Source organism: Streptomyces avicenniae (genome assembly GCF_000719135.1).
Lineage (GTDB): Bacteria > Actinomycetota > Actinomycetes > Streptomycetales > Streptomycetaceae > Streptomyces > Streptomyces avicenniae.
Genome location: NZ_JOEK01000006.1, coordinates 1 through 22957 on the forward strand (window position 1 = coordinate 1; position 22957 = coordinate 22957).

The 22957-nt window shown below is 74.8% G+C and carries 23 protein-coding genes and 1 riboswitch; of the genes, 11 read left to right on the forward strand and 12 right to left on the reverse strand.

Annotated elements, in window-relative coordinates:
• Positions 1–153 precede the first annotated feature (153 nt).
• Together IF27_RS11375 and IF27_RS11380 are read right to left on the reverse strand one after the other, a co-directional pair.
• A complete protein-coding gene (locus IF27_RS11375; protein ID WP_052849371.1) occupies positions 154–792 on the reverse strand; it encodes a DUF305 domain-containing protein in 639 nt (212 codons plus the stop codon).
• Positions 793–826: 34 nt separating this feature from the next.
• Entirely contained in the window at positions 827–1732 is a 906-nt protein-coding gene (locus tag IF27_RS11380; RefSeq protein WP_052849372.1) for a DUF1996 domain-containing protein, read from the reverse strand.
• A 230-nt stretch (positions 1733–1962) separates the two neighbouring features.
• A riboswitch (TPP riboswitch) is annotated at positions 1963–2073 on the forward strand.
• On the opposite strand from IF27_RS11380, the gene thiO reads away from it, so the two are divergent.
• The 7 genes from thiO (at position 2065) to IF27_RS11415 (ending at position 9909) form a co-directional block, all read left to right on the forward strand.
• The gene (gene thiO / locus IF27_RS11385) at positions 2065–3261 is read left to right on the forward strand and encodes a glycine oxidase ThiO (protein WP_223291012.1); all 1197 of its coding nucleotides are present in this window, start codon (positions 2065–2067) and stop codon (positions 3259–3261) included. Its footprint overlaps the riboswitch before it by 9 nt.
• Positions 3258–3485, forward strand: a complete 228-nt coding sequence (gene thiS, locus IF27_RS11390; RefSeq protein WP_052849373.1) for a sulfur carrier protein ThiS — start codon at positions 3258–3260, stop codon at positions 3483–3485. Before thiO ends, thiS begins: the two co-directional genes overlap by 4 nt.
• A gap of 4 nt (positions 3486–3489) precedes the next feature.
• Positions 3490–4320 carry a thiazole synthase gene (locus IF27_RS11395; protein WP_052849374.1) on the forward strand — a complete coding sequence of 277 codons (831 nt, stop codon included), beginning with the start codon at positions 3490–3492 and terminating at the stop codon, positions 4318–4320.
• Between the two features lie 291 nt (positions 4321–4611).
• The gene (locus IF27_RS11400) at positions 4612–5586 is read left to right on the forward strand and encodes a hypothetical protein (RefSeq protein WP_052849375.1); all 975 of its coding nucleotides are present in this window, start codon (positions 4612–4614) and stop codon (positions 5584–5586) included.
• 105 nt (positions 5587–5691) lie between these two features.
• Positions 5692–7599, forward strand: coding sequence for a Stk1 family PASTA domain-containing Ser/Thr kinase (gene pknB / locus IF27_RS11405; RefSeq protein WP_052849376.1), 1908 nt, complete (start codon positions 5692–5694; stop codon positions 7597–7599).
• A gap of 464 nt (positions 7600–8063) precedes the next feature.
• Positions 8064–8924, forward strand: a complete 861-nt coding sequence (locus tag IF27_RS11410; RefSeq protein ID WP_223291013.1) for a lytic transglycosylase domain-containing protein — start codon at positions 8064–8066, stop codon at positions 8922–8924.
• Between the two features lie 49 nt (positions 8925–8973).
• Positions 8974–9909 (forward strand): deoxyribonuclease IV, encoded by a 936-nt coding sequence (locus IF27_RS11415; RefSeq protein WP_420822000.1) that lies wholly within the window; start codon positions 8974–8976, stop codon positions 9907–9909.
• Between the two features lie 9 nt (positions 9910–9918).
• Here the strand turns inward: IF27_RS11415 and IF27_RS11420 are convergent, their stop codons facing one another.
• Positions 9919–10557 carry a sulfite oxidase-like oxidoreductase gene (locus IF27_RS11420; RefSeq protein WP_052849379.1) on the reverse strand — a complete coding sequence of 213 codons (639 nt, stop codon included), beginning with the start codon at positions 10555–10557 and terminating at the stop codon, positions 9919–9921.
• 165 nt (positions 10558–10722) lie between these two features.
• On the opposite strand from IF27_RS11420, the gene bfr reads away from it, so the two are divergent.
• The gene (bfr, locus tag IF27_RS11425; protein WP_052849380.1) at positions 10723–11253 is read left to right on the forward strand and encodes a bacterioferritin; all 531 of its coding nucleotides are present in this window, start codon (positions 10723–10725) and stop codon (positions 11251–11253) included.
• Positions 11254–11269: 16 nt separating this feature from the next.
• On the opposite strand, the gene IF27_RS11430 is transcribed toward bfr, so the two are convergent.
• Together IF27_RS11430 and IF27_RS11435 are read right to left on the reverse strand one after the other, a co-directional pair.
• Positions 11270–11542, reverse strand: a complete 273-nt coding sequence (locus IF27_RS11430) for a (2Fe-2S)-binding protein (protein ID WP_052849381.1) — start codon at positions 11540–11542, stop codon at positions 11270–11272.
• 164 nt (positions 11543–11706) lie between these two features.
• Complete coding sequence (locus IF27_RS11435) at positions 11707–13062, reverse strand: class II 3-deoxy-7-phosphoheptulonate synthase (protein WP_052849382.1); 1356 nt, start codon at positions 13060–13062, stop codon at positions 11707–11709.
• Between the two features lie 247 nt (positions 13063–13309).
• On the opposite strand from IF27_RS11435, the gene IF27_RS11440 reads away from it, so the two are divergent.
• Complete coding sequence (locus tag IF27_RS11440) at positions 13310–15286, forward strand: anthranilate synthase family protein (protein WP_110945774.1); 1977 nt, start codon at positions 13310–13312, stop codon at positions 15284–15286.
• 76 nt (positions 15287–15362) lie between these two features.
• On the opposite strand, the gene IF27_RS11445 is transcribed toward IF27_RS11440, so the two are convergent.
• Positions 15363–16166, reverse strand: a complete 804-nt coding sequence (locus IF27_RS11445; protein ID WP_420822001.1) for a lysophospholipid acyltransferase family protein — start codon at positions 16164–16166, stop codon at positions 15363–15365.
• A 106-nt stretch (positions 16167–16272) separates the two neighbouring features.
• Here IF27_RS11445 and IF27_RS11450 point away from each other — a divergent pair, with 106 nt between their 5' ends.
• Both IF27_RS11450 and IF27_RS11455 read left to right on the forward strand, forming a co-directional pair.
• Positions 16273–17064, forward strand: coding sequence for an alpha/beta hydrolase (locus IF27_RS11450; protein ID WP_052849572.1), 792 nt, complete (start codon positions 16273–16275; stop codon positions 17062–17064).
• A complete protein-coding gene (locus IF27_RS11455) occupies positions 17051–17536 on the forward strand; it encodes a hypothetical protein (protein WP_052849383.1) in 486 nt (161 codons plus the stop codon). Before IF27_RS11450 ends, IF27_RS11455 begins: the two co-directional genes overlap by 14 nt.
• 23 nt (positions 17537–17559) lie before the next feature.
• On the opposite strand, the gene IF27_RS11460 is transcribed toward IF27_RS11455, so the two are convergent.
• From IF27_RS11460 to IF27_RS11485, 6 genes are all read right to left on the reverse strand, one after another.
• Positions 17560–18267 carry an endonuclease/exonuclease/phosphatase family protein gene (locus IF27_RS11460; protein ID WP_052849384.1) on the reverse strand — a complete coding sequence of 236 codons (708 nt, stop codon included), beginning with the start codon at positions 18265–18267 and terminating at the stop codon, positions 17560–17562.
• 9 nt (positions 18268–18276) lie between these two features.
• Positions 18277–19218, reverse strand: a complete 942-nt coding sequence (locus tag IF27_RS11465; RefSeq protein WP_052849385.1) for an ROK family glucokinase — start codon at positions 19216–19218, stop codon at positions 18277–18279.
• A gap of 84 nt (positions 19219–19302) precedes the next feature.
• Positions 19303–19902, reverse strand: a complete 600-nt coding sequence (locus IF27_RS31550) for a DUF5304 family protein (RefSeq protein WP_110945776.1) — start codon at positions 19900–19902, stop codon at positions 19303–19305.
• 63 nt (positions 19903–19965) lie between these two features.
• Entirely contained in the window at positions 19966–21174 is a 1209-nt protein-coding gene (locus IF27_RS11475; protein ID WP_052849386.1) for an ArsA family ATPase, read from the reverse strand.
• Positions 21171–21620, reverse strand: a complete 450-nt coding sequence (locus tag IF27_RS11480) for an SRPBCC family protein (RefSeq protein ID WP_052849387.1) — start codon at positions 21618–21620, stop codon at positions 21171–21173. Before IF27_RS11480 ends, IF27_RS11475 begins: the two co-directional genes overlap by 4 nt.
• 68 nt (positions 21621–21688) lie before the next feature.
• The gene (locus tag IF27_RS11485) at positions 21689–22852 is read right to left on the reverse strand and encodes a glycosyltransferase family 4 protein (RefSeq protein WP_052849388.1); all 1164 of its coding nucleotides are present in this window, start codon (positions 22850–22852) and stop codon (positions 21689–21691) included.
• Positions 22853–22957 lie beyond the last annotated feature (105 nt).

Below are 22957 nucleotides of genomic sequence, written 5' to 3' on the forward strand. Positions count from 1 at the left end.
TAGAACACCTGGTCCGTCGAGCCGACCTCGACCGGCTTGCCCGCGTACATGACCAGCGTGCGGTGGGTGGGGCCTTGGTAGGGGTGGGCTGGGAGGTGAGGGAGGTGTGGGGGTGGGGCCGTGGGGGTCCCGTGGGGGGTGGCTCGGGGGGCGTCAGCCGCCGAGGGCGGTCAGCGTGTCGAGCTGCTCGGTGGCGGCGGTGTCGAGGTCGGCGGCCAGCGCGACGGCCTCGGGCGCCTGCCCGGCGTCCTGCTCGCCGGTCGAGACGGTGACGGTGTGTTCGAGGAATTCGCGGATGTGGGCGCGGGCCTGTTCCTCGAAGGCGTCGCCCTCCGCGGCCGTGACGGCGGCGAGTTCCTCCTCCGTCACCATGCCCGGCATGTTGTGCCCGGCGTGGACGTTCTCGTAGGGGACGCCGTCCGCCTCAAGCAGCGCGTGCAGGGCGGCCAGGTCCTCCTCGCCCGCCGCGGCGAGGTCGGTCGCGAAGGTGCCGAACGCGGGGTCGGCGGCCCGTTCCTCGACCAGGTCGAGCAGCGGGCGTACCTGGTCGGTCAGCGGGATCATCAGCTGGACCCACGCCAGGTCGGTGAAGTTGAGGGCGCGGTCCTCGGCGGGGACCGTCGCGGAGGGCGCGGCGGAGGGGGACGCGGCGGGAGGCTCCGTGGCCGGGTCGGTGGTGACGGGCCCTTCGGCGTCGTCACCACCGCCGTCCGAACCGCCGCCGCAGCCCGCGAGGAGCACGGCGGCCAGCAGGGTGCCGGCCAGGGCACGAGCTGTGGCGGCGGTCGTCATGAGGAGCCTCCCGGTCATACGGTGGTCGGACGGGTCAGGACGGAGTGCCGTTCGCGCCGCACTTGATGATCGGGCGGATGCAGTCCCGCACGCGCCGGTCCATCTCTGCGGTCGGCCAGGCGTTGAAGAAGTCTCCGTGCATCGTGTATCCGGGTCCAGAGGCCAGACGGAACCTGGACGGGTCACCGTTCACGGGGTAGCGCAGTACCTGACGGAGCTTCGGCACGGCCACCGGGTGCGTGGAGGGGCAGGTGCCGCCCACGGGGTAGGCCATGTGGCTCTTGTGGTCCGGGGAGTCCAGGTCGCGGCCGTTCCAGCACTGCGGGAAGTCGAGGTACGACTCCAGCGCCGTGCCTGCCGGGCAGTTCACGAAGTCCTGGGACGGGTTCACGTGTCCCGCGTGCAGACACGACCAGCGCGCGATCGTACCGGCCGGGCTGGTGGCCGTGGCGTTGCCCGCCACGATCTTCAGGCCCTGCGGCAGCGACTGGGTACGGGCGATCGTGGCGTCGTTCACGCCTTCGCCGAGGTAGTAGAACGTGGCGCTCTGCGGCTCCACCGGCTGGTTGTTCACGAACAGCGTGGGCACCCAGTACGAGGACAGGTCGATGGCCGGGTCACAGGTGCTGTCCGAGGCCAGGAGGTCGTCCAGGTTGGTGTACGCGTCCGTCACGGTGGCGCCGAAGAAGCTGTGCGAGTGCGACGCGCCCGGCAGGCCGGGGAAGATGATCGGGTCGTCGGGACGCCGGTGGCTGAACTCGCACTCGGCGAGGAACTCGGCCACCCGGACGACGTTGGGTCCGACGTCCGCCTGCTGCTGCTGGTTCTGGGCCGCACGGCCCGTCGATCCGGTGAACAGCTGCGAGGCGACCACGGCGGCGATGGCCAGGACGGCCAGCAGCGCCTGCCATGGCGGGCGCCGGACTTGGGTCAGGTTCACGGGCTCTCCTTACGGGTGGGGGGTGGCTCCGCGCAGGGTGTGCGGGTGCCAGAGAGCGCTCTCTGACGCCGGACACTAGGAGCGCCCCAGGGGGCCGTCAAGGAGTCCCGCACATTCCCGGAACTCGCCTGTCATTTCCCGGACATGGAGTTCCGGCGTCTTCCGGCCCGCCCGGCGCGCGGGGTGCGGCCCGGCGCGCGCGGTGCCCGCGTACTACGCTGGCCCGCGAGCAGCACACCCACGGGAGCCCGGCGCACCGGGCTGAGAGGGAGGCGGGCGGCCTCCGACCGTACGAACCTGATCCGGGTCATTCCGGCGAAGGGAGGAGTCGCGTGAGCACGCGCGTGTCCACGGCGGAGGACGGGCCTGGCGGCGGGACGGCGTACGACGCCGTGGTCGTCGGCGGTGGCCTGATCGGGCTGGTGACGGCCTGGCGGGCGGCCGGACGGGGGCTGCGCACCGCCGTCGCCGATCCGCGGCCAGGCGGTGGTGCGGCGCTGGTCGCGGCCGGGATGCTGGCCGCCGTCACCGAACTGCACCACGGCGAGGAGCGGTTGCTGGAACCGGCCCTCGCCTCGGCCGCCCGCTGGCCGGACTTCGCCGCGGAACTGGCCGAGGTGACCGGCACGGACGTCGGCCACCGCTCCTGCGGCACGCTCCAGGTCGCGCTGGACGCGGACGACCGCGCGCAGCTGCGCGAGTCGCAGCTGCTCCAGGAGCGCCACGGGCTCGGCACCCGGTGGCTCACCGGCCGCGAGTGCCGCCGTCTCGAACCGATGCTCGCCCCCGGCGTACGCGGCGGGCTGCGCGTGGACGGCGACCACCAGGCCGATCCGCGGCGGCTGGTGGCGGCGCTGCTGACGGCCTGCGAGCGCGCCGGGGTGACGCTGCACCGGTCGGCCGCGGTGCGCCTCACCGTCGCGGGCGACCGCGCCACCGGCGTCGTCCTCGCCGACGGGACGCGGCTGGTGGCGGAACGCACCGTGCTGGCGGGCGGCAGCCGCAGCGGCGAACTGGCGGGCGTGCCGCCCGGGGTGGCGGTGCCGGTGCGGCCGGTGAAGGGGCAGATCCTGCGGCTGCGGATGCCGCGGGCGCGCCCGCCGTTCCTGTCCAGGACGGTCAGGGCGGTCGTGCGCGGCGAGCAGGTGTACCTGGTGCCGCGCGTCAGCGGCGAGCTCGTGCTCGGCGCGACGGTCGAGGAGCGGGGCTGGGACACGGAGGTGACGGCGGGCGGGGTGTACGGGCTGCTGCGTGACGCGCACGAGCTGCTGCCGGGGCTGACCGAGCTGCCCCTCGTCGAGGCACGCGCCGGGCTGCGGCCCGTCAGCCCCGACAACGCGCCGCTGCTCGGCCCCACCGCGCTGCCGGGGCTGCTGCTCGCCACCGGCCACGGGCGCAACGGCGTGCTGCTCGCGCCGCTCACCGGCGACGCCCTGGCCGACACCCTGACGACCGGTGAACTGCCGGGCGAGGCGCGCCCGTTCGCCGCGCGGCGGTTCAGCCGCGACCATCGGGAGGTACCGGTATGACCGGCGGGAAGGACACGGGGCGGATCACGCTGTGGGTGAACGGCCGGGAGCGCGTACGCCCCGCCGGGACGACGCTCGCCGCGCTCGTCGCCGAGCTGAGCCGCGCGCCGTCCGGGATCGCCGCCGCCGTCAACGAGTCCGTGGTGCCGCGCGGCAGGTGGCCGCTCACGGCCCTCGCCGACGGCGACCGGATCGAGGTACTCACCGCCGTACAGGGAGGCTGACCGCATGACAGGGACCACCACCGAACAGGACCACGACCTCGACGAACCGCTGGTCGTCGGCCCGCTGCGGCTGACGTCCCGGCTGATCATGGGCACGGGGGGCGCCACCGGCCTCGCCGTCCTGCGGGACGCGCTGGCCGCCTCGGGCACCGGGCTGACGACGGTGGCGATGCGCCGTCTCGACCCGGGCGTGCGCGGCTCGGTGCTGTCGGTGCTGCGCGAGCTGGACATCGCACCGCTGCCGAACACCGCGGGCTGCTTCACGGCGGGCGAGGCCGTGCTGACGGCGCGGCTGGCGCGCGAGGCGCTGGGGACCGACGTCGTGAAGCTGGAGGTCGTCGCCGACGAGCGGACGCTGCTGCCCGACCCGGTGGCGACCCTGGAGGCCGCCGAGACGCTGGTGGACGACGGCTTCACCGTCCTGCCGTACACCAACGACGACCCGGTGGTGGCGCGGCAGTTGGAGGACGTGGGCTGCGCCGCCGTGATGCCGCTCGGCTCGCCCATCGGCTCGGGCCTCGGCATCCGCAACCCGCACAACTTCGCGCTGATCACCGAGCGCGCCCGCGTCCCCGTGATCCTCGACGCGGGCGCGGGCACGGCGTCCGACGTGGCGCTCGCCATGGAACTGGGCTGTGCGGGCGTGATGCTGGCGTCGGCGGTGACGCGGGCGCGGCGTCCGGTGACGATGGCGCGGGCGATGCGGCACGCCGTGGAGGCGGGCAGGCTGGCGCAGCTGGCGGGCCGTATCCCCCGGCGGCACTTCGCCCTGGCGTCCTCGCCGTGGGAGGGCATGGCCGCGCTCGATCCGGAGCGCCCGGCTTTCCCCGGCTGATATAGCATCCGGTGCACCTGGCCGGGGTGGACGCGCCGGGTGCACCGCGCATCGTTCCCCGGGGGGAAATCCGTGACGTCAGCTCCTGCTCCCGACCCCGAAAGACCCGCGGCTCCGGCGGGCGGGCCTCCCCTTCTTCCCCCTCCTCCCCTCCCTCCCGCTGCTCCTCCTCTCCCCCTGCCGCCCCACGCCCCCCATCCCGCGTACACGCCCCCGCGGCCCGCCGCCTGGGTCGCGCCGTACGGATGGCCGCGGCAGCGGCGGGGGCCCGGCACGAACAGCCTTGCGCTCGTGGCCATCTGCACGTGCCTGCTCGCGTTCCCCTTCGGGCTGATGCTCGGCGTCCTCGCGCTGCTGCGCTCCGAGCCGGGCGACACGGTGGGCCGCAGGCAGGCCGTCGCCGCGATCGCCGTCACCGGCGCGCTGGTCTGCTTCCTCGCCGTCCTCATCCCCACCTACGTGTTCCAGGACGAAGCCCACCGGAACGACCGGCCCCTGCTGTCCGGCGGCCTGCGGGCCGACGAGGCGGCCGGGGGCGGCGGCGTGGAGACGCCGGTGCTCGGCCTCTCGGCAGGTGACTGCTTCGAGGCCCCGGCCGAGCCGGACACCTCCGCGCCGGCCGTCTTCCTGACCAGCTGCGACGCCCCGCACACCTCGGAGGCGCTGGGCGTCGCCCAGGTGCCCGCGGGCGCGGCGTACCCCGACGTCGCCGTCCTCTCCGACACCTGCCTGCCGCTGATCGAGCCGTACGTCGTGGACTTCTGGGAGCTGCCGCTCGACGTCGGCCTCACCTACTACTACGACGACCGGGCGGGCGGGGCGGGCGGCGGCCCGTACGACGTGCTGTGCGCCCTGGAGACGTACGAGGGCGGGCCGCTGACGGTCCCGCTGCGCGGCGACCGCGCCGACTTCGGCGACGAGCAGCTGGCCTATCTCGCGGCGACCGGCCCGCTGGAGGCCAGGCTGTGGGACCAGCCCGCCCCCGAGGAGGGGCTGGCGGCGCAGCGGGCGTGGGCCGACGAGACGGCCGACGCCGTGGCGGCGGACGCGGCGGCGCTGGCGGCGTACGACTGGTCCCCCGCGGTGGCGGCGGACGTCGAGGCGCTGGTCGCGGCGCGCGGGCCCGGCGTCGTCTCCTGGCGGGAGGCGGCAGGGGCCGAGAGCCAGGACGCCTTCGACGCGGCCGTGTCCCGGGCGTACGACGCGATGGGCATCGACCAGGAGGTCGAGGCCAGGCTGTCGCTCGGGCTGACGCTCGGCGGCTGAACGCCCGTACGTGTGTGCGGGCTTCGTCACCGTATCGCTCCAGAACCGCCCCCGCGTCCTGCGTCACGGACGGGGGCGCGCGGGCGGCTCGTAGACTGGGGCGTCGTGGACACCACACTTCACGACCCGCTGATCGGACAGCTCCTCGACGCCCGCTACCGGGTGGACGAGCGGATCGCGGCGGGCGGGATGGCCACCGTCTACCGGGGGTTGGACACGCGGCTCGACCGTGTGCTCGCGCTGAAGGTGATGCATCCGTCGCTCGCGGGCGACGCGGCGTTCGTCGAGCGGTTCATCCGGGAGGCGAAGGCCGTCGCGCGGCTGGACCACCCCAATGTCGTCGGCGTCCTGGACCAGGGCAGGGACGGTCCGTACGTCTACCTGGCCATGGAGTACGTCGCCGGGTGCACGCTGCGTGACGTCCTGCGCGACCAGGGCGCGCTCCCGCCGCGCGCGGCGCTCGACATCGTGGAGCCGATGCTCGCCGGGCTCGCCGCCGCGCACGTGGCGGGGCTCGTGCACCGGGACGTGAAGCCGGAGAACGTGCTCATCGGGGACGACGGACGCGTCAAGGTGGCCGATTTCGGCCTGGTGCGGAGCGTGGACACGCACACCTCGGCGACGACGGGCGCGCTGCTCGGCACGGCGTCCTACCTGGCGCCCGAGCAGATCGAGGGCGGCGCGGTGACCGCGCGCTCTGACGTGTACGCGTGCGGCGTGCTGCTGTACGAGGCGCTGACCGGCGCCAAGCCGCACACCGGGGACTCCCCCGCGCGCGTCCTGTACGCGCACGTCCACGAGGACGTGCCCCCGCCGTCCGAGCGGGTCCCGGGGCTGGCGGACGGGCTCGACGGGCTCGTCGCGACGTCCGCCGCGCGTGACCCGCTGGCGCGCCCGGCGGACGCGGCGGCGCTGCTCGTCCTGGTCAGGATGGCGCGGGCCTCGCTGACGGACGCCGAGCTGGACGCCGTGCCGCCCGGGCACCGCGACCCGCGGGCGTCCGGCGCCGGGCTGCCCGGCACGACGGACCCCGAGGACAGCACGCGGATCGTGCCGCGTCCGGCCGGTGCGGGCGCCGGTGACGGGACGGACCGCACCGAGCGGTTCGCCGCGCCGCCGCCCGGCGGGCCGTGGGGGCGGCTGTCGCGCCGGGGCCGGGTGTCGGTGATCGTCGCCGCCGTGCTGCTGACGCTGCTCGGCACGGGCGTGTGGTACGTCAACTCGGGCCAGTTCCTGCGCACTCCGGGCGTGCTCGCGCAGACGCAGGAGGAGGCGGTGGAGACGCTGGAGGACGCCGGGCTGCGCGTGGACGTGGCCGAGGACTTCTCGGAGACCGTGGACGCGGGCCGCGTCATCGCCACCGATCCCGAGCCGGGCGAGCGCGTCCGGCGCAACGGGACCGTGACCGTCACCGTCTCGCAGGGGCCGCGGGTGTCCGTGGTGCCCGACCTGCGGGGCGTCCCGCTGGAGGACGCGCGGCGGCTCCTGGACGAGGCCGGGCTGGCCGTGGGCGAGGAGACGCGGGAGTTCTCCGACGAGATCGAGCGCAACGCGGTCATCTCCAGCGACCCCGGCGCCGGGCGGGAGCGGCGGCCCGACTCGGCCGTGGACCTCGTCGTCAGCCGGGGGCGCGCCGTCACCGTCCCGGCCGTGATCGGGCTGCCGGAGGACGAGGCGCGCGCGGAGCTGACGGAGGCGGGATTCGAGGTCGTGATCGCCCCCGAGCGTGACTTCTCCGAGCACGAGGCGGGGGCGGTGGCCGGGCAGTCGCCGCCGGGGGACGGCCGGGCCTCCGAGGGCGACACCGTGACGCTCCTGCTGTCCCAGGGCCCCGAGATGGTCGAGGTGCCCGACGTGCGCGGCATGTCGGAGGACGAGGCGCGCACCACGCTGGAGGCGGCCGGGTTCGACGTGAACGTGAACCAGGTCTTCTTCACCGGGACGGTCTTCAACCAGTCGGTGTACGACGAGCCGGCGCCGCGCGGCTCGACCATCACCATCTGGGTCCGCTGAGGCCCTCGCACGCCCACCGCCCCGGCCCGCCCTCGCGCGGGCCGGGGCCGACGCGTTCGCGGGCACCCCGCCCGGGCCCTGCGCCCCGCCGTTCCCGGGCCGGAGGTCCCGGGCGCGGCAGGGTCTTCCGTCCCTGGGAATCCGAGGTGGTTCCGCAGGGGTCCCGATTCGGCCCAAGCGCGCTTGTCGGCCATTCCGCGTAATTGCCGCGAAGAAACCTCCGACCCCCTGTGACGCCAATCATAGGAGGTGGATCACATACGAAAGTACTTAGTGCTCGAATGGCGGCCGGAAACCCGTTTCCCACCGGCCGGTCAGGTGATTCCACGGCGTGCCGCGCACTAAGACTTCTAGTACATAGGGTCATTGCATTTGGTTTTCAAGGGCTGTTAACAAGGTCCATCGCCATCCACGCGAGGAACAGAGGACCCCCCATGCCCGCTCATCCCCGCCCCCGTCCCCGTATGACCCGTCTCCAGCGAACCGCCACCGCCGCGCTCACCACGGCGGGCGTGGCCGCCATGGCGCTGATCGCCGTCCCCGCCTCGGCCGACGCCGAGGACGCGCCGCCCGGCGCCCAGGACGCCCGCGCCGTCCACTGGGACGTGAAGGCGTCCGAGGTGCCCGGCCAGGCCGCCGGTTCCGACCCGGCGGGCGCCGTCGCCCGGCGGCACGCCGCCGACCGCAGCGACCTCCTGCTGAGCGCCGAGGTGGCCGGGCGCCAGCAGCGCGCCGAGAAGAAGGCGTCCGACGAGGCCGCCCGTCAGGCCGAGGAGGAGCGCGCGGCCGACGAGGCGCGGGAGGAGCAGGCCGCGGACGCCAGGGCCGAGAAGCGGACGCACGCGCCGCGCCGCCAGGCGCAGCCGCCCGCCGCCGAGACCCCCGAGCCCGCGCCCGCCCCGGCCGCCACGACCGACGCGAAGCCCGCCGAGCCCGCCGCCCCCGCGCCGACGGCCGCGCCCGCGACCCCGCGGCCCGCCGCCGCCCCGGCCGCCGAGACCTACCCCGACACGCTCGACGGCTGGATCAGGGAATCGCTCGCCGTCATGGCACGCGAGGGAATCCCCGGCACGTACGACGGCCTTTACCGCAACATCATGCGGGAATCCAGCGGGAATCCGAACGCCATAAATCTCTGGGACATCAACGCGATCAACGGGACGCCGTCCATCGGCCTCCTCCAGGTGATCCAGCCGACATTCGACACGTACCACGTGCCGGGTACCCCTGTGGACATCTACGACCCGGTCGCCAACATCACGGCGGCGGCCAACTACGCCTATCACCGGTACGGTTCGATCGACAACGTCAACGGCCCGTACTGACCGGCACCCGCCGGAATCCCGCATTCCGCGCCCTGGCATGCTGGTCGCCGTGCGCCGTCCCCCCTGCCAGAACCCCGCCGCCCCGTCGTCCTCGCCGTCCCCCGCGGCGTCCGGCGGGGCGGCGGTCCGCAATCCGACGGGCGGTCACATCCCGGTCGCCGGTGGCCTCGCCACCACAGGACTGCCCTACGCCCGCGCGATCGGCGCGGAGGCCGTGCAGGTGTTCGTCGCCAACCCCCGCGGCTGGGCCACCCCGCCCGGCAGGCCCGCGGAGGACGAGGCGTTCCGCGCGGCCTGCGCGGCGGAAGGGCTGCGGGCGTACGTCCACGCGCCGTACCTGATCAACCCGGGCTCGCACGACCCGCTGACGGCGGAACGCTCCGTGGTCTCCCTGCGCCACTCGCTGCGGCGTGCCCGCGCGATCGGCGCGTCAGGCGTCGTGGTCCACACCGGCTCGGCGACCGGCGGGCGGCCCCGTGAGGTCGCCCTCGCCCAGGTACGCCGCCTGCTGCTGCCGCTGCTCGACGAGCTGACGCACCCGGACGACCCGTGGCTGCTGCTGGAGCCGACCGCGGGCCAGGGCGCGTCGCTGTGCTCCCTGATGGCCGACCTCGGCCCGTACACCGAGGCGCTGGACCGCCACCCCAGGCTCGGGGTCTGCCTCGACACCTGCCACGCCTTCGCGGCGGGCCACGACCTGACGGCGCCGGGCGGCGTGGCGGCGCTGCTGGACGAGCTGGTGCGGGTCGCGGGCCCAGGGCGGCTGCGCCTGGTGCACGCCAACGACTCGCTCGACGTGAGCGGCGCGCGCAAGGACCGGCACCGCAACATCGGCGCGGGCCACATCGGCGCCGCGCCGTTCGGCGACCTGCTGCGGCACCCGGCGACGGAGGGCGTCCCCTTCGTCGTGGAGACGCCGGGGGGCCTGGACGGGCACGCGGCGGACGTCGCGCTCCTCAAGGAGCTGGGGCGCGGGCCCGCGTAGCCGCCCGCGTCAGGTCTCGGGCCCGTCGCCCGGCACCTCCTGGTAGGAGTACCGCTGCTCACGCCAGGGGTCACCGAGGTTGTGGTAGCCGCGCTCCTCCCAGAAGCCGCGCCGGTCGGCCGTCATGTACTCGACGCCGCGTACCCATTTGGGGCCCTTCCACGCGTAGAGGTGCGGCACGACCAGCCGCAGCGGGAAGCCGTGCTCGGCCGTGAGCTGCTCGCCGTCGCGGTGGCTGGCGAAAAGGGTGTGGGGAGCGGTGAAGTCGGACAGGCGGAGGTTGGCGCTGTAGCCGTACTCGGCCCACACCATCACATGGGTGACGTCGGGTGCGGGCGGCGCCAGACCGAGCACGGTCGTGGCCCTGACCCCGCCCCATTCGGAGCCGAGCATGCTGAACTTCGTCACACAGTGCAGATCGCCGACCACCGTCTCGTACGGGAGGGCGGAGAACGCGTCATGCGTCCAGCAGTGCTTGTCGCCGTCCGCCGTCGCGCCGAAGACGCGGAATTCCCAGCGTTCCGGCCGGAAGCGCGGCACGGGACCGTAGTGCGTCACCGGCCATCCGCGCTGGACCCGCTGCCCCGGGGGGACCCGCTCCCCGGGCGGCCCCGGCACCTCCCCCACGCGACTGTCCGGCTGACCCATGTCTCCATGGTGACAGACCTCGGACAGGCCACCGCACAGCCACCACACCCCGCGCACGACAAACCGGGCATCCATGGGTAAGGGTTCACTTACTGGACGCGACGGCCCGGTGATGCCACGATGCGCGCACGACCCCCCGCCAGCGCCCCGGAAGGAGCACGCCGCATGCAGGGCGACCCCGAGGTCATCGAGTTCCTGAACGAGCAGTTGACCGCCGAGCTGACCGCGATCAACCAGTACTTCCTGCACGCCAAGATGCAGGACAACTTCGGCTGGACGAAGCTCGCCGCCTACACGCGGGCCGAGTCGTTCGACGAGATGCGGCACGCCGAGGTCCTGACCGACCGCATCCTCTTCCTGGAGGGGCTGCCCAACTACCAGCGGCTGTTCCACGTCCGGGTGGGGCAGACCGTGACCGAGATGTTCCGCGCCGACCGGCAGATCGAGGTGGAGGCCATCGACCGCCTGCGCCGGGGCGCCGAGGTGATGCGCGCGAAGCACGACATCACGTCGGCGAAGCTCTTCGAGGACATCCTGCGGGACGAGGAGCACCACATCGACTACCTGGACACGCAGCTCGAACTGATCGAGCACCTGGGCGAGCAGCTGTACCTCGCGCAGCAGATCAGGCAGCCGGGCCAGGGCGGTGACGGGCACGGCGACCACGGGGGTGACCACGGCGGTCACGAAGGGTAGGGCCGGGGCCGAACCGCTACGCGGGGACCTCGACGGCTGCCCCCAGCGGGGCCACGCCCGCGGCTGCGGCAAGGGCGACGGGCACGGACGCGGGCGCCGCCGCGGCCTCCACCGTCTCCCGGCGAGGGCAACCGCCCCGGCCGAGCAGCCCCTGGATACGGCGCACGCAGGAGCCGCAGTCCGTCCCGGCGCCGCTGCGCGTGGCGATCTGGCGCGGCGTGCAGGCACCGGCGGCGGCGTGCTCCCGCACATCGGCCTCGGTGATCCCGAAGCACGAGCAGACGTACACGCGCGCCGCCCTCCTCGCCGTTCTCCGTGGGGTCCGGCGGCCGGGTCGAGCGGCACCGGAAGATTCAGGTAAGCCTTACCTTACTTCCCGGCGGCCGGACACGACAGAGCCCCGCGGTGTGGCGCGTGCCACGCCCCGGGGCTCCGTGCGGTCCGGCTTCCGCCTCAGGCGCGGTACATCTCCGCGACGAGGAACGCGAGGTCGAGCGACTGGCTGCGGTTCAGCCGCGGGTCGCAGGCCGTCTCGTACCGCTGGTGCAGGTCGTCCACGAAGATCTCGTCGCCGCCGCCGACGCACTCGGTGACGTCGTCGCCGGTCAGCTCCACGTGGATGCCGCCCGGGTGCGTGCCCAGGCTCTTGTGGACCTCGAAGAAGCCCTTCACCTCGTCCAGCACGTCGTCGAAGCGGCGCGTCTTGTGCCCGGACGCGGCCTCGAACGTGTTGCCGTGCATCGGGTCGCACACCCACGCGGGCCGCGCCCCCGACGCGGTGACCCCCTCGATCAGTCCTGGCAGCGCGTCCCGGACGCGGTCGGCGCCCATCCGCGTGATGAACGTCAGGCGGCCGGGCTCGCGCTCGGGGTCGAGCCGGTCGATCAGGGCCAGCGCCTCGTCGGTGGTCGTCGTCGGGCCGAGCTTGACGCCGATGGGGTTGCGGATCGTGGCGGCGTACGCGATGTGCGCGCCGTCGAGCTGCCGGGTGCGCTCGCCGATCCACACCATGTGGCCCGAGACGTCGTACAGCGTGCCGCTGCGCGAGTCCACCCGGGTCATGGCCGCCTCGTAGTCGAGGAGCAGCGCCTCGTGCGAGGCGTAGAACTCGACGGAGTGGAACTCGGCCGGGTCGGCCCCGCACGCCTTCATGAAGTTCAGCGCGTTGTCGATCTCCCGGGCGAGCGCCTCGTAGCGCTGCCCGGAGGCCGAGTTGCGGACGAAGTCCTGGTTCCACGCGTGGACCTGGTGCAGGTCGGCGTAGCCGCCGGTGGTGAAGCCGCGCACGAGGTTCAGCGTCGAGGCGGACGCGTGGTACATCCGGCGCAGCCGCTCCGGGTCGGGGACGCGCGCCTCCTCGGTGAACTCCGCGCCGTTGACCGAGTCGCCGCGGTACGTCGGCAACGTCACGCCGTCGCGCGTCTCGGTCGGCTTGGAGCGCGGCTTGGAGTACTGGCCCGCGATACGGCCGACCTTCACGACCGGCACGGCCGCCGCGTACGTCAGCACCGCGCTCATCTGGAGGAGCGTCTTCAGCTTCGCCCTGATCTGGTCGGCGCCGACCTGGTCGAACGCCTCGGCGCAGTCACCGCCCTGGAGCAGGAACGCCTCGCCACGCGCCACCGACGCCATGCGGTCGCGCAGCTGGTCGCACTCGCCCGCGAAGACGAGCGGCGGATACCCCTGGAGGTCGGCCGTCACGGCGCGCAGGGCCTCGGCGTCGGGGTAGTCGGGCTGCTGCGCCGCGGGCAGGTCACGCCACCCGGCGTGCGCGGAGCTGCTGGTGCTGGTCTCGGCGTTCACGGTCACAGGCCCCAGATTACGGGGTGGTGTCCACCCGGATTCGCCCGTGCTCGGGTAGTGAGACGAGCGCCACTGTCGTGTACAGTCCCGGGCATGTTCGCGCAGCGACTCCAGGACTGGTGGTGGCGCCTCCCCGAGGCGGCCCCTCCTGCTGCGCGTCCCTGAACCGGACCGACGTGAAGGCCGCCCGAGGGGCGGCCTCCGTCGTTTCCGGGGGCGGTCCCTCCCCCCGTCTCAGGAAGGGACACCCCGCATGAACCCCGCCCCGGACCAGCCCCACCGCCGACGCCCCGCCCCCGCGCCCACCCCGGCCGGTGCCGAGGGCCCGGCCGCCGTCGTCGCCGAACTGCTCGCGGGCCACGCCCCGTTCGCCCTGCTGCGCCGCCGTACGCCGGGCCATGACGCGGACGTCGTGGAGGTGCTGACCGGCCGCGTGACCGAGGCCGCCCGCCTCGCCGACCTGCCGGGCGAGGGGACGGCGCTGGCGCTCGTGCCGTTCCGGCAGATCGCGGAGCGCGGCTTCCAGGTGACCGACGACGCCGCGCCGCTGTCCGTGCTGCTGGCCGACCGGGTGCGCGAGCTGCCCCTCGACGGGCTGACCGCCGCGCTGCCGGGCCACGAGGTGACGGTCAGCGGCGGCGCCTTCGACGTGCCGGACGACGCGTACGCGCGCACCGTCGCCGAGGTGCTGCGGGACGAGATCGGCGCCGGGCAGGGCGCCAACTTCGTGATCCGCCGCACCTTCACCGGCCACATCCCCGGCTTCGGCCGCGCCGACGCGCTGGCGCTGTTCCGCCGCATGCTGGCCGCCGAGCGGGGCGCGTACTGGACGTACGTCGTCCACACGGGGCAGCGGGTGCTGGTGGGCGCGAGCCCCGAGGTGCACGTCAGGATGAGCGGCGGCACCGTCGTCATGAACCCCATCAGCGGCACCTACCGCTACCCGGCCGAGGGCCCGTCCGTGGCCGGGCTGCTCGACTTCCTCGACGACCCGAAGGAGCGCGAGGAGCTGTCGATGGTGGTGGACGAGGAGCTGAAGATGATGTGCGCCGTGGGCGACCAGGGCGGCGTCGTCGTCGGCCCCCGGCTGCGGGAGATGGCGCACCTGGCGCACACCGAGTACGAGCTGCGCGGGCGCAGCACGCTGGACGTGCGGGAGGTGCTGCGCGAGACGATGTTCGCCGCGACCGTGACCGGCAGCCCGGTGGAGAACGCCTGCCGCGTCATCGCCCGCCACGAGCGCGGCGGCCGGGGCTACTACGCCGGGGCGCTGGCCCTGCTCGGGACCGACGCGGGCGGCGCGCGGACGCTGGACTCCCCCATCCTCATCAGGACCGCCGACATCAGGACGGCCGACGGGCGGCTGCGCGTGCCGGTCGGCGCGACGCTGGTGCGCGACTCGGACCCGGCGGGCGAGGTCGCCGAGACGCACGCGAAGGCGGCGGCCGTGCTCTCCGCGCTCGGCGTCGTCCCGCCCGCGCCCGAGCCGGAGGGGGCCGGGCCGCGCCCCGCGCTGGCGGACGACGAGCGGGTGGTCGCCGCGCTGGCCGCGCGCCGTTCGGGCCTCGCGCCGTTCTGGCTGCGGATGCGGACGCCCAGCGGGGACGTCACGCCGCGCGGGCGGGTGCTGGTGGTGGACGCGGAGGACACGTTCACGTCGATGCTGGCCCATCTGCTGCGCTCGGCCGGGCCGCGCGTCACGGTCGTGCGGCACGACGCGCCGGGCCTGCGGGAGCGGGTCCTCACCCATCAGGGCACGGTCGTCCTCGGCCCGGGCCCCGGCGACCCGGAGGACCGGGACGACCCGAGGATGCGGGCGCTGCGGGCGCTCGCGGACGACCTGCTCGCCGGGCACGCGCACCCGGTCGTCGGCGTGTGCCTGGGCCACGAGCTGATCGCGGCGGCGTACGGCCTGCCGCTGGTGCGCAAGGACCGGCCCTACCAGGGCGCGCAGGAGACCGTCGATCTGTTCGGGCGGCGCGAGACGGTCGGCTTCTACAACTCGTACGCGGCGCGCTGCGACGACCTGGCCGCCGCCGCGCTGGCGGAGCGCGGGGTCGAGGTCAGCCGCGACGCGGTGACCGGCGAGGTCCACGCGCTGCGCGGCCCGGGGTTCCGCAGCGTCCAGTTCCACCCGGAGTCGGTGCTGACGCTCGACGGGCCCGGCATCGTCGCCGATCTGCTGGCCCTCACGCCCGCCGCCGTCCCCGGTGACGTGACGGCACACTGACGCCCCGCCGAACCACCCGTACGGGTTCCCGCCGGGCGGCGACGCGCAGGCGTACGCCGCCCGGTGCCCGTGCCGATCAGGCGCGCGGGCGGGGCTCCTCGTCCCCCTCGGCGCCGTCCTTCCGGCCCTCGGCGCCGCCCTCGGAGCGGTCGCGCAGCCCCGACAGCCGTTCCCTGATCCGCTCCTGCGGGCCGACCCTGGCCGCCGCGGCCTCCTCGGCCAGCGCCCGTTTCGCGACGCTGGCGTAGACGTCCACGTACTCCTGGCCGGAGAGTTTCATGATCGCGTACATGACCTCGTCGGTGAGCGAGCGCAGGATGAAGCGGTCGTTCTCCATGCCCTCGTAGCGGCTGAAATCCAGCGGCGCGCCGATCCTGATCCCGGGGCGCATCAGCTTGGGCATCACCTTGCCGGGGGGCTGGATCTTCTCCGTGTCGATCATCGCGACGGGGATGACCGGGGCGCCGGTGGCCAGCGCGACGCGGGCCAGGCCGCCCGGCCTGCCCCGGTAGAGCCGCCCGTCGGGCGAGCGGGTGCCCTCGGGGTAGATGCCGAACAGCTCGCCGCGCTCGATGACGGAGATCCCGCTGCGTATGGCCGCCTCGGCGGCGTCCCGGCCGCCCTCACGGTCCACCGGGAGCTGGCCGACGCCCTTGATGAACGCCGCCGTCAGCCGCCCCTTGACGCCCGGCGAGGTGAAGTACTCGGCCTTCGCGATGAAGGTCACCTTGCGGTCGAGCATGATCGGCAGGAAGAAGGAGTCGGAGAACGAGAGGTGGTTGCTGGCCAGGATGGCGGGGCCCTCCGCGGGCACGTGCTCGCGGCCCTCGACCCATGGCCGGAAGGCGAGCCTCAGACCCGCTCCGAGTGAGTGTTTCATCGCCCCGTACAGCACCTGGTGACCTCCTGTGGTTGACCGGTGCCCGACCCTAGCGGTCCTACACGCCCGTGGCGCCCCCGCGAAGAGCCCGCGTAGGGTGGAACGCGTGCGGCTTCTTCCCGGGGCTGAGCCCTTCTTCTTCTCACCGGCGGGGGACTTCGACGGGCCGGAGGCGAGCGGCATGCTGCTCTGCCACGGCTTCACCGGAACCCCGCAGTCCCTGCGTCCCTGGGCGGAGCACCTCGCCGCCCGCGGCGTGCATGTGTCCCTGCCCCTGCTGCCGGGCCACGGCACCCGCTGGCAGGACATGCAGGCCACCGGATGGCAGGACTGGTACGCGACGGTCGATCGCGAGCTGGCGCGGCTGCGCGAGCGCTGCGCGCACGTCTTCGTCGGGGGCCTGTCGATGGGCGGCGCGCTGGCGCTGCGTCTCGCGGCGCGGCACGGCAACGCCGTCAGCGGACTCGTCCTGGTGAACCCCGCGATCACATTTCCGCGCGCCCAGGGGCTCGCGCTGCCGGTACTGCGGCATCTGGTGCCCAGTACGCGCGGCCTGATCTCGGACATCGCGCGGCCGGGTGTCGCGGAGTCGGGCTACGACCGCGTGCCGCTGCACGCGGCGCACTCCCTGCGTGCGCTGTTGTCGCTGGTCCGCGCCGAACTCCCCCAGGTGACACAGCCGTTGTGCCTGCTGCGCAGCCGGGTGGACCATGTGGTACCGGCGTCGGACGCGGCCCGCGTACGGGAGTCGGTGTCGTCGGTGGACATGGTCGAGCACGTGCTGGAGGACAGCTATCACGTGGCGACCCTGGACCACGATGCGGAGCGTATCTTTCAGATGACGGACGCCTTCATCACCCGGCTCGCGACAAGGAAGACAGCCCGTGACGGAACGTGACCCAGGGCTCGGCGACGGCCGTGACCCGATCGACGAGGAAGCCGCCTGGGCGCAGATCGTCGCCGGGTACGGCGACGAACCCGCGGACCCGCCGGGCGTGTGGCCGAAGGCGGCCGAGATCGACCTGACCGACACCGTGGACCGGGTGCTGCCCAGCGGCGAGAGCGCCGCGGCGCCGCCGCTCGGGCCGCGCGACTGGGACGCGGCCGAGGACGAGGAGGAGGCCCACTTCGTCCCGCCCGAGCCGCCACCGCTGCCGGAGGCGGCGCTGTCCACCAAGCTGGCGTGGGTGGCGGTGATCGGCGGACCGCTGCTGCTGATCGTCACGGTGCTGCTCCAGCAGCGGATGACCTGGTGGATCGTCACGCTGGGGGTGGGCGGTTTCCTGGGGGGCTTCGCCACGCTGGTGACCCGGCTGCGGGACGGGCACGACGACGACTGGACGGAACCGGGCAACGGCGCCGTCGTCTGAGTCCGGGACCACGCGGCGCCGCTTCAGGGCAGCCGCAGCCGCGCCCGTACGGGCAGGTGGTCGCTCGCCCGCCGCGGATCGTCGGGCCCCGGGCCGTCCGGGACCCCGCAGCCGGTGACGCGGACGGCCGCCGTCGTCAGGACGGCGTCGATACGGCGGTCGGGGGCGCGGGCGGGGAAGGTCGCGGCGCCGCCCTCGGGCGCGACGCGCCAGGCGTCGTACAGCCGGTCGTCACCGGTGAGGAGGCCGCGGAACGCCGGTCCTTCCGGCCGTTCGTTGAAGTCCCCCGCGAGGACCGCGTACGGGGTGCCGAGGGCCGCGAGGTGGTCGCGCGCCAGCCGTGCGTGGACGCGGCGTTCGGCCGCGCGCAGGCCGAGATGACAGGAGATCACCCCGAGCCTGGCACCGTCCGCCGTGCGCAGCACGGCCGTCGCGAGGCCGCGCCGGTGCAGCCCCGGGGTGTGCGGCAGCAGCAGGTCTGCGGCCGACTCGACGGCGATGCGGGGCGCGCACAGGATCATCGTGCCGCAGGAGGGCGCGCCGCCCGTGACGAGGAACAGGCCCGTCGCCCGCGCCAGCCGGGACGCGTGGCGGCGCCAGCCGGGGAAGCGGGGGGCCTCCTGGAGGCAGACGACGTCGGGGGCGCAGGCCAGGATCACCCGGGCCAGCGCCCCCCTGTCGTCACGCAGCGAGCGGACGTTGTAGCTGAGCAGCGTGACGTCCGCCGCCATCGCGGCGGGTCAGCCCTGCCGGGCGAGGTCGGCGGCGCCGACGAGTCCGGCCCGGCCGCCGAGCTGCGCGGCCAGCACCTGGGCGTGCGGCCTGAACCGGCCGCCGACCAGCCAGCGGCGGAACGACTTGCGGATCGGGTCGAGGACGAGGTCGCCCTCGTCCGAGACGCCGCCGCCGACGATGAACGCGGCCGGGTCGAACAGCGAGGCCAGGTCGGCGAGTCCCGCGCCCGCCCAGCGGGCCAGCTCGCGGAAGGAGTCCACGGCGACCGGGTCGCCCTGCCGGGCGGCGGCGCTGACGTGGCGGCCCTCGATGCCCTCCGGCGTGCCGTCGCCCTGCGCGAGCAGGATCTCGGCGGAGTCGGGGGTGGCCGTGGCGCGCTGCTGCGCGTAGCGGACGAGGGCGCGTCCTGACGCGTACTGCTCCCAGCAGCCCTGGCTGCCGCAGCCGCACAGCAGGCCGTCCGGCACGACCCGGACATGGCCGAACTCGCCCGCGACACCGAAGCGTCCGCGGTAGAGCCGCCCGCCGATGATGATGCCGCCGCCGATGCCGGTGCCGAGCGTCACGCAGATGACGTCCTCGTGGTCGGCCCCGGCGCCGAAGCGGTACTCGCCCCAGGCGGCGGCGTTCGCGTCGTTCTCCACCACGACGGGGAGGCCTACGCGCTGTTCGACCTTGTCCTTGAGCGCCTCGTGGCGCCAGTAGATGTTGGGGGCGAACAGGACGGTGGCGCGCTTGTCGTCCACGTAACCGGCCGCGCCGATGCCCACCGCGTCCACGGACGTCCCCTTGCCGACGGCCTTGACGGCGTCGGCGATGGCATCCACGACGCCTTCGGGAGTCGGCGGAGTGGCCACCTGGCTGGTGTCGAGAATCGTGCCGTCCTCGTCCACGACGCCGGCCGCGATCTTCGTGCCGCCGATATCGACACCGATGGTCAGTCCCATATGTCCCTCAAGTGATGTCAGAGAATGCCAGCTTCGACCACCGTACCGGAGCAAGGTCGGCCGCACCGCCCCTCTCCGGCGGCATCAGTCGAGGTCGATCCGCTGGGGGCCGCCCTGATCGCCGTTATCTCCGTCTTCGTCACCTTCGCCCCGGTCGGGTCCTGGGCGGTCGCCGCGCTTGCCGAGGTGCACGCCGTCGTCCGCGCGGCCGTCATCCGCACGGTCGGTGTCGGCTCGATCGGTGTCGGCGCGTTCGGTGTCGGCGCGCTCGCGGGGGGCGTCGCCCGTCCTCGTCCAGCGCTGCTCCTGCGAGAGCGCGGCGGCGCGGTAGGCGGCGAGGAGTTCCTGCCCGGCGTTGGCCAGGTGCTGGAACGCCTCGGCGTTGCGCTCGATGACGGGCTCGATCGCCGCGCGGGCCTGCGCGGCGAGCGGGCCGGTGGCGAGCCCGAGGCCGAGCCCGGCGAGACGGTCGGTCACGGCGTCGGCCAGCTTGCGCAGTTCGTCGGCCGCGCTGCCGGGTGGCGGCGGGCCGTAGCGGGCGCGGCGGCGTTCCCGCTCCGCCGCGAGGTCCTCCTCGGCGGCCCGTGCCCAGGCGTCGGCCTCCGGCGCCTCGGCGTCCTCGGGCCGCGGCTCGTCCCGCTGTCCGCCTGCCTCGTGGTCCCGGCCTGGCGTGCTGTCGCTCATGGTGGCCTCCTGGCGCGTCACCGTCCCTTCCGACGGTACCCCGGCCCGGGCACCGGGCGCCGCTCAGCCCTCCCGCTCCCCCGCGCCACGGGGCGCGGGCCAGCGCGCGGGGTCGGGGGCGAAGCGTACGGCCAGCTCGCCGGGGGCCGTCAGCGCGGCGCCCGCGACGGTGCAGCGGCGCAGCGCGGACGGCAGCGGCAGCGCGCGGCGGAACGGGCCCGTGGTGACGAGGAGTTCGTCGCCGCGGCGGACGAGGCCGACCTCCTCGCGGGCCGCGCCTGGCAGCGGCAGCCGCCAGATCAGCAGCCCCTCGGCCGCCAGCCGGTCCTCCAGCACGGGCGCGGGACGGACGGCCTCGTCGTACGGCGGCGGGACGGCCGCCCCCGTCAGGTCGTCGGGGCCCGGCTCGCCGTCGAGCAGCGGCAGTTCGGCGAGCGGCACGGGCAGGTCGAGGGCGGCGAGCACGGCCCGCTGGCGGGCGGCGCGGGCGGTCCAGCGCGGGTCGGGCGAGTCGGCGGGCAGCAGCCGGTTGGCGACGACCGCGTCGAGCGCCAGGCCGTGCAGGGCGAGCCCGGCGCGGGCCGCGTCCAGGGCGGTGGCGGAGCGGGGCCCCGGGTCGATGACGAGGCGTACGGCGGCGCGCGGCCCCGTGACGACGCGTTCGAGCGCGCCGAGGGCCTCGTCCCAGCGGGCCGCCGTGCCGTACAGGCCGTCGGCGGGCATCGGCAGCCCGACGAGCTGGGCGAGGAACGGCCGCAGCGCGCGGGCGCTCTGGCGTTCCGGCGGCAGGAGGCGGCGCAGGTAGCGGCGCAGCTGTTCCGGTAGGGCGAGGAGCCGCAGGGCGTCGGCGTACGGCGGCAGATCGACCACGACGAGCGCGTGGTCCCCCGCGTCGTGGGCCGTGCGGACGGCGTGCAGGAGGGCGAGGTCGCGGGCGCCCGGCAGCTCCGTCAGCTCGTCGTCGTCGAGCGCGTCGGCGCCCAGCGCGTCGAGGAAGGGGCGGGCGTGCCGCTGCCCGGCGAGGACGGCGGCCCTGAAGTCGGCGGCCGGGTCGATGCGCGCGGCGGACGGCCCGGTGGCCGCCCGCCGGACGGCGGGCCAGACGGGCGGCGGGGCGCCGAGCAGCGCCGCGAGCCGCGCGGGCGGCTCGGCGGACAGCAGCAGGGTCGCCGTCCCGGCGCGGGACGCGGCGTGCGCCGTCGCGGCGGCGACCGTGCTCGTCCCGTCGCCGCCCGGACCGGTGACGAACAGGACGCGGGGCGCGGGGGTCATGACCCGGGCAGGCTCTCCACGCGCTTCTTCAGCCCTTCGAGGGCACGGTCGATGATGACCTTCTCCGCCTTGCGCTTGATGCTGCCGAGCATGGGGATCTTGACGTCCACGGTCAGCTGGTAGGTGACCTCGGTGCGGGTGCCGTCCGCGACGGGCGCGAGGCGGTACGAGCCGTCGAGCGCGCGCAGCATCCTCGACTTGACCAGCGACCAGCTCACCTCCTGCTCGCCGTGCCAGGCGTAGCGCAGGGTGTGCTCGTCCTTGATCGCCCCGGCGTCGAGGAGGAGGCGGACCTCTTCCGCGCGGCCCGTGGCGTCGGCGGCCAGGACCTCCGCCTCCTTGACCTCACCCGTCCAGTCCGGGTAGCGGCCGAAGTCGGCGATCACCGCCATCACTTCGGCCGGGGTGGCCTCGATGGTGGTGCTCGACCTGGTGTGTTCGGCCATCGCCCTCGCTCCTTGGGGTCGCTCCCGCGCCGTCGAGCGAAGGCTACCGCGCCCCGGGGGCGGCTCCGTCAGGACGGCCCGTCGAGAAGGCCGCGCAGGCGCTCGACGAGGAGGTCCCAGCGCCACTTCTCCTCCACCCAGTCCCGGCCGCGCGCGGCCATCCTGGCGCGCAGTTCCGGGTCGCCGAGGAGGGCGACGAGCCGGTCCGCCGTCTCGGCGGGGGCCGTGCGCTCGCCGCCGCGCACCACCCAGCCGGTCTCGCCGTCCAGCACGGCGTCAGGCGCCCCGCCCGAGTCGCCCGCGACGACGGGCAGGCCGCTGGCGGACGCCTCCAGGTAGACGATGCCGAGGCCCTCGACGTCCAGCCCGCGGCGGCGGGTGCGGCAGGGCATGGCGAAGACGTCGCCCGCGCCGAAGTGGGCGGGCAGCTCCGACCAGGGCACCTCGCCGGTGAAGACGACCGCGTCGGCGACGCCGAGCGAGCGGGCGAGCTTCTCCAGGTCGGCGCGGTACGGGCCGCCGCCGACGACGAGCAGCGCCGCCGCGGGCTCGGCGGCGAGCACGCGGGGCAGGGCGCGGATGAGGGTGTCCTGCCCCTTGCGCGGCACGAGGCGGGACACGCAGACGACGACCGGTCGTTCCGTCAGGCCGAGGGCGGCCCGTACGGCGGCGCCGCCCGCGTCGGGGTGGAACGTCTTCTCGTCCACGCCGGGCGGCAGGTGCGTCATGCGGGCGGCGGCCTCGGGGCTCAGCGCGGGCGCGATGCGCGAGCGGGTGTAGTCGCCGAGGTACGTGAGGGTGTCGGTGACGTCGCCGACGCGGCGCAGAAGGCGGCGCGCGCCGGGCAGCTGGGCCCAGCCCGCCTCGTGGCCGTGCGTGGTGGCGACGATGCGGCGGGCGCCCGCCGCGCGCAGTGCGGGGGCCATCAGCCCGAGCGGCGCGGCGGCGCCGAACCAGACGGCGGTGCAGCCGTGTTCGCGCAGCAGGGCGGTGGCGCGCCGGGTGGCGGCCGGGGTGGGCAGCAGCATGGTGGTGCGGTCACGGACGACCGGGTACGGCTGTTCCGCGTCGAACGCGGCGGTGGCGGCGCGGCCTTCGGCGTCCCGCTTCCACGTCGAGGCGTAGACCACGACGCGGTCGGGGTCGAGGCGCGTGGCCATGCTGTGGAGGAATGCCTGGATACCACCGGGCCGTGGCGGGAAGTCGTTGGTGACGATCAGCGTCTTACGCATCGGACGAGACGATACCGAGCCGGGACGCGGCGTCCGCGCGCCGGTGCCCCGCACCGGCCGCCGGATCCGGGTGGCGGGGGCGGCTCCCGTCCTGCGAGAGTTCGG